This window comes from Macromonas nakdongensis (assembly GCF_002837145.1).
Classification (GTDB): domain Bacteria; phylum Pseudomonadota; class Gammaproteobacteria; order Burkholderiales; family Burkholderiaceae_C; genus Macromonas_B; species Macromonas_B nakdongensis.
The window spans coordinates 1-9632 of record NZ_NWMV01000119.1 but is presented as its reverse complement, the minus strand read 5'-3'; the positions used below and the strand labels follow the sequence as shown (position 1 = coordinate 9632).

The following is a 9632-nucleotide window of genomic DNA, read 5'->3' as shown; positions in this document are numbered from 1 at the left end:
CAGGATTTTCCTAACATCCCACCTCTTCTAATGTTGCATCGCAGCATCTGCAGACCATGAACACCTACGCCCACCGCCCTCCTGCGCCGGCTGCCGCACCGGCCCACCGTCCCGCCGCCCACACCACGCCGGGCCGGCCGATCGCGGCCGTGCTGCTGGCCGCGGCCGTGGCCGCGCTGGCCGGCATCGTGAGCCAGCTCATGGACACCTGGGCCGACGAGCACCTGTTCGCCGCCTGGGTCGCGCTGTGGGCCGTGGTGTTCGCCGGCAGCCTGTTCCTGGCCGGCACCGCCCAACGCATCGGCCAGCGCGTGATGCAGCGCCTCAACGCCTGGGGCCGCGACCGCGCGCAAGCCCGCGCCGAAACCCGGCGCCGCCGCTTCGGCCACCCACCCATCAACACCACCGCGCCCTGAGCCGCCCGCCGCGGCCACCGGGGTACCGGGCACCCCGCCCCCACCTCAAACCTCCGGCGCCGGCCCGGAAGTCCCGTCTTCGGTCTGGCGCTGCACATGGGCTTGGTAGCCCTGCAGAATCCGGTCCAGCGCCGCGTCGTTGTGGGTGAAAGCCCGGCACCGCCGGCACATCAACCGGTGCTGTGCCGCCCAAAAGCGCTCGGTGGGGCCAGCCTCTTCCAACCGCCCCGACGTCAGCGCAAAGACGTATTCACGGCACGACATCATGGCGCGGCTCCTTCGAACCAGTGTTGGGTCAGGCACAGCTGGATCTGCTTGCGCGCCCGGCTCATGCACTGCCAGTAATCGGCCTGGCTCAAGCCCAGCGTGTCGCAGATTTCGCCGGCCTCGCATTCCAGCAGGGCCTTCATGCTGAACACCCGGGCCGGTTTGGCCGGCAGGCGGTGCACGCAAATGTCCACCACGGCAAAAAATTGGTCGGTTTGCAAAACGTCCTCCGGGGTGCTCCAGCGCGCCGGGGCGACGCCGTCGACCCAATGGCCGCGTTCGGTGAACAAGACCTGGTCGATGTCGTCGGCAAAGGCTTCGCTGTAGCCAACTTCGGGGCGGTACTTGCGGCGCAACCGGTCGGTGATCTTGTGTTTGAGGATGCCGAACAGGTAACGCCGCGGTTCGGCCTGCTGCCAGACGGCCGCCCCCACTTCCAGCAGGGCGGCGAAGGCGTCTTGCACCGCGTCTTCGGCCTCCTCGCGCGGCTGCAGGTGCAACTGCGCGAAGCGCAGCATGGGGCCGCGCCATTCGCGCGACCACAGGGCCAGTTCGGCGGGCGGGCTCATGCGGGGGTGGCCTCCGTGGCGGGGTGACGCGCCCGGCGGCGCCAGGCGTCCAGGGCGTATTGTCCCGCGCCCTGGGTGGCAATGGCCAGCAGCATGACGGCCAGCATCAGCGGCACCTTGAAGCCCAGGCCGCCTTCGGTCTCGATTTGGTTCCAGCCGGCCCAGCCCAGGTCGAAGTGCACCGTGTACACCGCCACGTAGGTGATGTAGAGCAAACCGAGCGCGGCCAGCCGGCTGCACACGCCCAAGGCCAGCGCCAGCCCCAGGGCCACCTCGCCCACGCCCGCCAGCAGCCAGTTGGCGTCGGCGTTCAGCAGGCCGTGCGGGAACGGGAAGTCCAGCCCGGCGAACCAGGCCGGCGCCGCCCAGCCCCCGGCCAGTTTGGTGTACCCCGCCAACACGAATTCCTGCGCCGCCCACAGGCGCAGGGCCAGCAGCCCCAGGTCACGCGTCGCCGTCTGCACGGCAGCGCGCCAGGTAGTCGGTGAATTCATGGTCCAAATCTCCACAGTGGTGCGAGGTCCAGGCGGACTGCCGCACAAAGTCTTTCAGCAACAGGCGCCACGCGTCTTCGTCCAGGGCCGCGCGCAAGGTGGGGAAGCTGACCTCCACCACCTGGCAGGCGCCCAGGTACACCAGGTGCCGGTACACGCGCAGACCGGCCTCGGTGTAGCCCGCGGGCGGGACCTCGGTGCGGCCCCTCACGTAGTCGAAAAAGGCCGCAGACACGACAGCTCCTGGGCGATGACGGCCGCGTCCGGCACGTCGTTGTCCCACTCCAGCAAAATCGGCCAGCCGTGGCGGCCTTGCAGTTCGCGCGCCAGCGCCGCGACCGGCGCCTCCACCGGCTGGCTGTGGGTGTCGATGTGCAGGCCAAAACGCGCATCGAACTCGTGTCCGGCCACGTGCAGGTAGCTCACGCGGGCCGGGTCCAGTTCGGCCACGAACGCCGCCGGCCCCAGGCCACCGTGGTTTTTCTGGTTCACCGCGACGTTGTTCAGGTCCAGCAAAATGCCACAGTCGGCGCGCTCGGCCACGGCCGCGAGGAAGGCCGCTTCCGGCATGTCGCCCACATTGGTGTACCAGGTGCTGTTCTCCACCGCGATGCGCCGGCCCAACACGTCCTGCACCTGCCGGATGCGCCCGCTGACGCGGGCCACCTCGGTCTGGGTGCAGGGGATGGGGAACAGGTCGTAAAGCTGGTGCGCGTCACCGCTGGCGGCCAGGTGGTCCGAATAGCGGTCGGTGCCCAGCTCGTCCATCAGCGCACCGACGCCGCGCAGAAACACCGGGTCCAGCGCCGAGTGGCCACCCAGGTTGAGCGACACCCCGTGCAGGTGCACCGGCCGGCCCCCCTCGCGCAAGCGGTGCAAGGGGGCGCGGTCGCGGCGCAGCCAGTTTTCCGGGGCGACTTCAAAGAAATCGGCCCCGGTGGCCGACAGGTCCCAGTCGGCCATCTCGCGGCGGTAACCCAAGCCGATCATGGTGCACTCCCGGGGCTCACTTCTTGGCGCAGCCCGCTTCTTTCTTGCTGCAAGACGCCTCCTTTTTGCTGCAGGCGGCCTCTTTGGCGTCGCAGTTCTCGCCTTTTTTGCAGGACGACTCCTTCTTGCCGCAGGTGCCGGCACCGCATTTCTGGTCGGCGGGCGCGGCGGCCCAGGCAGAAGAAGCCACCACGGCGGCAGCGAGGGTGGCAATGGTCTTGAGGTTCATGGTGATCTCCAGGAGGTTCAGGTGCACACGGCGTGCACACCCCTTCTGTCGCACCCACCCGCCAGTTCCTGACAAGTTTTTGAACATTTTTTACCCACCGTCGGGCCGTGCAGGCACAAAAAAGCCGCTCGACCTCGCGGTGAGCGGCTTTTTCGGACCCGGGGACGCAGCCCCCGGCGGGGATCAGCCCAGGATGCGCGCTTCCATCTTGGCCTTGGTGTCCACCAGCTCTTGCGGCAGGTGGTAGGCCAGCTTCTCGAAGTGCTCGGTGTGCAGGGCCAGTTCGGCTTTCCAGTGCTCGGGGTTCATGTCGGTCACGGAGGCGAACTGTTCGCGGCTGAAGTCCAGGCCGTCCCAGTTGATTTCGTCGTAGGTGGGGCTGATGCCGAAGGCGTGGTCTTCGCCCTGGGCCTGGCCTTCCAGGCGGTCGATCATCCACTTCATGACGCGCATGTTGTCGCCGTAGCCGGGCCACACGAACTTGCCGTCGGCGCCCTTGCGGAACCAGTTGACGCAGAAGATCTTGGGCAGGCTGTGGCCGCTTTCTTCCAGCTTGTGCTCCATGTCGAGCCAGTGCTGGAAGTAGTCGCTCATGTTGTAGCCGCAGAAGGGCAGCATGGCGAAGGGGTCGCGGCGCACCACGCCTTGCGCGCCAAAGGCGGCGGCGGTGGTTTCGGAGCCCATGGTGGCGGCCATGTAGACGCCTTCCATCCAGGTGCGGGCTTCGGTGGCCAGCGGCACGGTGTTGGAGCGGCGGCCGCCGAAGATGAAGGCATCGATGGCCACGCCGTTGGCGTCGTCCCACTGCGGGTCGAGGGCCGGGTTGTTGGTGGCGGCCACGGTGAAGCGGGCGTTCGGGTGCGAGGCCTTGGCACCGGTTTCCTTGGCGATGGCCGGCGTCCAGTCCTTGCCCTGCCAGTCGATCAGGTGGGCGGGCAGGTTGCCGCTGTCTTTTTCCATGCCTTCCCACCACACGTCGCCGTCGTCGGTCAGGGCCACGTTGGTGAAGATGACATCCTGGTGCAGGCTGGCCATGCAGTTCGGGTTGGTCAGCGTGTTGGTGCCGGGGGCCACGCCGAAGTAACCGGCTTCGGGGTTGATGGCGTACATCTTGCCGTCGGCGTGCGGCTTGATCCAGGCGATGTCGTCACCGATGGTGGTGACCTTCCAGCCGTTGAAAGCGGCGGGCGGCACCAGCATGGAGAAGTTGGTCTTGCCACAGGCGCTGGGGAAAGCGGCAGCGATGTGGTACTTCTTGCCCTGCGGGTTGGTCACGCCCAGGATCAGCATGTGCTCGGCCAGCCAGCCCTGGTCGCGGCCCATGGTGGAGGCGATGCGCAACGCCAGGCACTTCTTGCCCAGCAGGGCGTTGCCGCCGTAGCCCGAACCATAGGACCAGATCTCGCGGGTTTCGGGGTAGTGGACGATGTACTTGACGGTGGGGTTGCACGGCCAGCTGGTCTTGTCGGTTTCACCGGCGGCCAGGGGGGCGCCCACGGTGTGCACGCAAGGCACGAACTCGCCTTCGGCGCCCAGCACGTCGTACACGGCCTTGCCCATGCGGGTCATCAGCTTCTGGTTCACCACCACGTAGGCGCTGTCGGTCAGTTCGATGCCGATGTGGGCGATGTGCGAACCCAGCGGGCCCATGCTGAAGGGCACCACGTACATGGTGCGGCCGGCCATGCAGCCGTCGAACAGGGGGTTGAGGGTGGCGCGCATCTCGGCCGGGGCCATCCAATTGTTGGTCGGGCCGGCGTCTTCCTGCTTTTCCGAGCAGATGTAGGTGCGGTCTTCCACGCGGGCCACGTCGGACGGGTCGGTCCAGGCCAAGAAAGAACCCGGGCGCTTGGCCGGGTTGAGCTTCTTGAAGGTGCCGGCGTCCACCAGTTGCTGGCAGAGGCGGTCGTATTCTTCCTGCGAGCCGTCGCACCACTCGATGCGGGCGGGCTTGCACAGTGCGGCCATGTCGGCCACCCAAGCGATCAGCTTGGCGTTCTTGACGTAAGAGGGCGCTTCAATGGTCAAGCCCTGCATCACGGGTGCGTTCATCGGATGTACTCCAAAGGTCAGAAAAGTGGATGTGGGAAAGCGGCTGCAGGGGCAACCGGGCGTCCGAGCAAGCCGGAGCACGGGGCTTTTCCATATCCCTTTTCGGACGCGTCGCGTCAGAGGTCCGAACGGAGAAAGGCTGCTGGGCGGTGGCGAGCAGCGTGTTGCGCGGGAGCGTCGGGTGGGATCGAGGCCGCGCCTGACCGGGACCGGTAGGGTCCGCTATTTTAAGAAAAGGCCGCAAAACGTACCTGACAGAGCCATGCAAAAATTGCATGAAGCCATGAGCAGCACTGGTGCCACGACGGGCCTGCAGGGCCGGGGCGGCGGCTCAAGGCCCCCGTCGCAGGGGGTCGAGCAAGGGCCGCAGCCCATTGTGGTCGATGGTGTGCATCAAGGCCAGCAGGCGGCCGATCTGGCCGTTCGGGAACCCTTCGCGGGCGAACCAGGCCAGGTAGCCCCCATCCAGGTCGGCGATGAGGCGACCGGCGTGCTTGCCAAAGGGCATCGGCACGGTGACGAGCTGGAGCAGCCGCTCCGGGTGGAATTCCAGCGGCTCGGGCAGGCCCGGCCCGGAGGGCGGCCCGCCATGGGCCTCAGTCATCGCCGTGGCCCGGGTCCAGGCCGGGAAACAGTACCTCGGTGTAGCCGAGTTGCGTCAGGTCCGTCATGCGGGTGGGGTAGAGCCGGCCGATGAGGTGGTCGCATTCGTGCTGCACCACCCGGGCGTGGAAACCATCCACCACGCGCTCGATGCGTTCGCCGTGTTCGCCCCAGCCGCTGTAGCGGATGCGCCGGTGACGCGGCACCCGCCCGCGCAGGCCCGGCACCGACAGGCAGCCTTCCCAGTCCACCTCGGTGTCGGGGCCCAGGGGCTCGAGGGTCGGGTTGACCAGCACCGTCGGCGGCACGACCGGCGCCTCGGGGTAACGCGGGTTGGGCTGGCCGCTGCCGAACACCACCACCTGCCAGTCTTCCCCGATCTGGGGCGCGGCCAGGCCGGCGCCGTGGGCCGCCCGCATGGTGTCGCGCAGATCGCGCAACAAGGCCGCCAGGAAGGCGGGCGGTGGCTCCCCGTCTGCCAGGGGCACGGGCTGGGCCACCCGCAGCAGGCGGGGGTCCCCCATTTTCAGGATGGCGCGCACGGTCATGGGCTCGGGTCCGGTGGCACAAAAAAACCGGCTCGCGGGCCGGTTGTCTGGGCTGAGTTCAGCAGGGCCTCAGGCCATGAACACGGCGATGAAGGCCAGCAGGAAGATCAGCACGCCGCCGGCCAGGGGCAGCAGCCAGGGGATGACGGGCACGATGGCCTCGACGGGATCGATCTCGCCGCTGGGCTGCTCGGTGTGGGGGGCGTGGGACATGCAAGAACTCCTGGGTATGTCAAAAAGCGCAATGCGTTGATTTTAATCAAACCACGGCGGCCTCGAAACCGGCGCCGCGCAGCGCCTGCACCACCTGCTGCACGTGGGCCGGCCCGCGGGTCTGCAGCACCAGCTCGATTTCCACGTTTTGCGCCGCCAACAGGCTGAAGGCGCGCTGGTGGTGCACCTCGTTGACGTTGGCGCCGGCGTCGGCCACCAGCGCGGTGATGCGGGCCAGGTTGCCGGGCACGTCGCGCGCGTTGACCTTGACGCGCGCCAGCCGGCCGGCGCGCACCAGCCCGCGTTCGATGATGGAGGCCAGCAGCAGCGGGTCGATGTTGCCGCCGCACAGGATCAGCCCGACCTTCTGGCCGCGGAAGCGCTCGGGGTGCTTGAGCAGCGCCGCCAGACCGACCGCGCCAGCGCCTTCGACCAGGGTTTTTTCGATCTCCAGCAGCAGCACGATGGCGTGCTCGATTTCGCCCTCGTCCACCAGCAGCCAGTCGTGCACGTGTTCGCGCACGATGGCCAGCGGCAACTCGCCCGGCGTGCCCACGGCCACGCCCTCGGCGATGGTGGTCGTGCCCTGCGGCCAGTGGCTGCCGGTGACGGCGTTGACCATGGCCGGGAAGCGCTGCGTCTGCACGCCCACCACGCGCAGGCCGGGCTTGAGCGCGTGCGCCGCCAGCGCCACCCCGCCAATGAGGCCGCCGCCGCCAGTGGCCACCACCAGCACGTCCAGGTCGGGCTGCTGCTGCAGCATTTCCAGGCCGACCGTGCCCTGGCCGGCGACGATGGCCGGGTCGTCGTAGGGGTGGACGAAGGTCAGGCCCTCGCGCTCGGCCAGCGCGCGGGCGTGGGCGCGGGCCTCGTCCAGGGTGTCGCCGTGCAGCACCACCTCGGCGCCGAAGCCCTGGGTGCGTTCGATCTTGATGCCCGGAGTGAAGCGCGGCATGACGATCACCGCGCGCAAGCCCAGGCGCTGCGCGTGGTAGGCCACCCCCTGCGCGTGGTTGCCGGCCGACATGGCCACCACGCCCCGGGCGCGCGCGGCGGCGTCGAGCTGGCTGAGCTTGTTGCAGGCGCCGCGCTCCTTGAATGAAGCGGTGTATTGCAGGTTCTCGAATTTGAGGAAGACCTGCGCCCCGGTGAGCTGGGACAGGGTGCGGGATTCGACGCAGGGCGTCTGCAGCACCTGGCCGCGCAGCCGTTCGGCGGCCTGTTCGATGTCGTGTAAGTCGATCATGCCCGTGATTGTGGCGCCGGATGGCCGGTTTGTAATGGGCGCCCGCACCCCTTCCCTGTTCGGCCAAGCTGGGTTATGGTTCGCCCCACATGGGCCGGCCCCCAGCCGGGGGCGAACCCGGTTCGGCAGGAGCAGACATCGGATGGTCAGGCGTTCGACTTCCAGCAAAGCCCCCGCGCAGCTGCTGCGCGAGCGTGACCCTGCGCCCGGCCCCGAACCCAGCCCGGCGGCCCCGCTGCGGCGCACGCGCGCGCGCCGCCCCCTGCCCCGGGGGCCGCTGCTCGAACCGCCCGGCCTGCGCGACGCCCCGGTGCTGGACCTGATGTGTTCGCGCCTGGCGCTGACGCTGGCGGTGCGCCAGGGCGGGCGTTTCAACCTGCGGCGCGACCTCGGCACCCTGCTCGCCCTGGCCGGGCGGCACCTGGTCTGGCCCGCCACCGTGCTGCACCGGCTGCGCGGCTTCCTGGAACACCGCTGCCGCGACCACGAATGGTGGGACGGCCAGGCCGAACTGACCCCCAACGCCTTTCTGGAGCGCTTTGGCGTGTGGCAGGGGCCGTTCGAGGAAGACACCCTGTTCTTCCACCTGGACGACTACGCCAAAGAGGCCCCGAAAGACGTGCTGGCCGTCCTCTCGGCCACCGGCGACTGGCTCGACCGGGCCCTGGACGAGCGCCCGACGCTGGTGGAACGCAACATCGACACCCTGGCCGAACTGCTGCAGCTCAACCGCGCCGAACGCGCCCTGCTGCTCTACGGCACGCTGGCGCGCTACCAGCGCGAACTGCGCAACCTGCTGGTGGAATGCAAGGTGCACAACGCGCCCGACGCCCACGCCGCGCTGGCCGACCTCGCCGGCGTCGACCCGGCCGACATCGCCGAGGCCCTGCGCGCCGGCTCCCGCCTGGAGCGCATCGGTCTGGTGGAAAACCTGCTGTCGGAACACAACATCACCGACATGGGCGACCTGATGAAGGTCAGCGAGCGCCTGCCGCCCGTGCTGATGCGCGAGTACCGCCACCACCACGAGCTGATGGCCGTGTTCACCCGCCCGGCCACGCGCTCGCAGCTGGCCCTGGCCGATTTCGATTTCGTCCACGACGACGCGCAGCTGCTCTGCGCCCTGCTCGGCAGCGCCGTGGCGCGGCGCGAGGCCGGGGTCAACGTCCTCATCTACGGACCACCCGGCACCGGCAAGACCGAACTGGCGCGGGTGGTGGCCCACAGCGCCGGGCTGGAACTGTTCGAGGTGGAATACGCCGACCGCGAAGGCCACTGCCTGGCCGGGCGCGACCGCTACCGCTCACTGCAGATCGCCCAGGCCTTCCTGCAAGGCACGGCGCGCTCGGCGCTGCTGTTCGACGAGGTGGAAGACGTGTTCCCCGCCCTGCCCGGCGACGGCCCGCGCGGGCGCGCCGGGCACGAGGCCCTGCACAGCGTCGGCGGCAAGGCCTGGGTCAACCAGGTGCTGGAAGGCAACCCGGTGCCCACGTTGTGGGTCACCAACCGCATCGACCAGATCGACCCGGCTTTCCGCCGCCGCTTTGCCTACCACCTGGAGCTGAAAAGCCCGCCCCCCGGCGCCCGCGAACAGCTGGTGCGCAAGGCGCTGGACGGCGAGCCAGTGTCGGACGCGCTGGTGCGGCGCCTGAGCGAACGGCCGGGCCTGACGCCGGCGCAGATTGGCACCGCCCTGCGCTTTGCCCGGCTGGCCACCCCCGAAGCCCCAGCCACCGGCGACGCCCCGCCCGACCGCTACGACCGCCTGATCGAACGCCAGCTGGCCCACGCCGACCAGGCCCTGGGCCGCCGCCAAGGCGGCGCGGCCCGGCCCGGCCCCCTGCGCTACGGCCTGGAATGGCTGCACACCGCCTCGCGCCACGACCTGCCGCGCGTCCTGGCCGCCCTGCGCGCCCGGGGCCACGGCACGCTCTGCTTCTTCGGCCCGCCCGGCACCGGCAAGACCGCGCTGGCCGAACACCTGGCCCAGGCGCTGGAACGGCCC

13 protein-coding genes are annotated in these 9632 nt (G+C 69.2%); 2 read left to right on the top strand and 11 right to left on the bottom strand.

What is annotated here, in order from left to right; genetic code table 11:
* The first annotated feature begins 56 nt into the window (after positions 1–56).
* Positions 57–416: a hypothetical protein gene (locus tag CON77_RS13635; RefSeq protein WP_101050007.1), complete on the top strand. Its 360-nt coding sequence runs from the start codon at positions 57–59 to the stop codon at positions 414–416.
* Between the two features lie 45 nt (positions 417–461).
* On the opposite strand, the gene CON77_RS13630 is transcribed toward CON77_RS13635, so the two are convergent.
* The 11 genes from CON77_RS13630 to CON77_RS13585 all read right to left on the bottom strand — a co-directional run bounded on the left by CON77_RS13630 (position 462) and on the right by CON77_RS13585 (position 7627).
* Entirely contained in the window at positions 462–683 is a 222-nt protein-coding gene (locus CON77_RS13630; RefSeq protein ID WP_101050005.1) for a hypothetical protein, read from the bottom strand.
* Positions 680–1252 carry a sigma-70 family RNA polymerase sigma factor gene (locus CON77_RS13625; protein ID WP_101050003.1) on the bottom strand — a complete coding sequence of 191 codons (573 nt, stop codon included), beginning with the start codon at positions 1250–1252 and terminating at the stop codon, positions 680–682. The genes CON77_RS13630 and CON77_RS13625 overlap by 4 nt, the downstream gene beginning before the upstream one ends.
* The gene (locus tag CON77_RS13620; RefSeq protein WP_101050001.1) at positions 1249–1746 is read right to left on the bottom strand and encodes a DoxX family protein; all 498 of its coding nucleotides are present in this window, start codon (positions 1744–1746) and stop codon (positions 1249–1251) included. Before CON77_RS13620 ends, CON77_RS13625 begins: the two co-directional genes overlap by 4 nt.
* Positions 1697–1981, bottom strand: coding sequence for an HvfC/BufC family peptide modification chaperone (locus CON77_RS13615; protein WP_101049999.1), 285 nt, complete (start codon positions 1979–1981; stop codon positions 1697–1699). Before CON77_RS13615 ends, CON77_RS13620 begins: the two co-directional genes overlap by 50 nt.
* Complete coding sequence (locus tag CON77_RS13610) at positions 1954–2736, bottom strand: MbnB/TglH/ChrH family RiPP precursor modification enzyme (protein WP_101049997.1); 783 nt, start codon at positions 2734–2736, stop codon at positions 1954–1956. Before CON77_RS13610 ends, CON77_RS13615 begins: the two co-directional genes overlap by 28 nt.
* Before the next feature lie 16 nt (positions 2737–2752).
* Positions 2753–2965 (bottom strand): hypothetical protein, encoded by a 213-nt coding sequence (locus tag CON77_RS13605; RefSeq protein WP_157826973.1) that lies wholly within the window; start codon positions 2963–2965, stop codon positions 2753–2755.
* A 183-nt stretch (positions 2966–3148) separates the two neighbouring features.
* The gene (locus CON77_RS13600; RefSeq protein ID WP_101049993.1) at positions 3149–5017 is read right to left on the bottom strand and encodes a phosphoenolpyruvate carboxykinase (GTP); all 1869 of its coding nucleotides are present in this window, start codon (positions 5015–5017) and stop codon (positions 3149–3151) included.
* A gap of 331 nt (positions 5018–5348) precedes the next feature.
* On the bottom strand, positions 5349–5570 hold the full coding sequence (locus tag CON77_RS15640) for a DUF3820 family protein (RefSeq protein WP_255408211.1): 222 nt from the start codon (positions 5568–5570) through the stop codon (positions 5349–5351).
* Between the two features lie 43 nt (positions 5571–5613).
* A complete protein-coding gene (locus CON77_RS13590) occupies positions 5614–6168 on the bottom strand; it encodes a peptide deformylase (protein WP_101049989.1) in 555 nt (184 codons plus the stop codon).
* Positions 6169–6237: 69 nt separating this feature from the next.
* Positions 6238–6381: a hypothetical protein gene (locus tag CON77_RS15390; protein ID WP_198552388.1), complete on the bottom strand. Its 144-nt coding sequence runs from the start codon at positions 6379–6381 to the stop codon at positions 6238–6240.
* Positions 6382–6427: 46 nt separating this feature from the next.
* Complete coding sequence (locus tag CON77_RS13585) at positions 6428–7627, bottom strand: threonine ammonia-lyase (RefSeq protein WP_101049987.1); 1200 nt, start codon at positions 7625–7627, stop codon at positions 6428–6430.
* A gap of 322 nt (positions 7628–7949) precedes the next feature.
* On the opposite strand from CON77_RS13585, the gene CON77_RS13580 reads away from it, so the two are divergent.
* A partial coding sequence (locus tag CON77_RS13580; protein WP_232788544.1) for an AAA family ATPase occupies positions 7950–9632 on the top strand: 1683 nt, incomplete at its 3' end.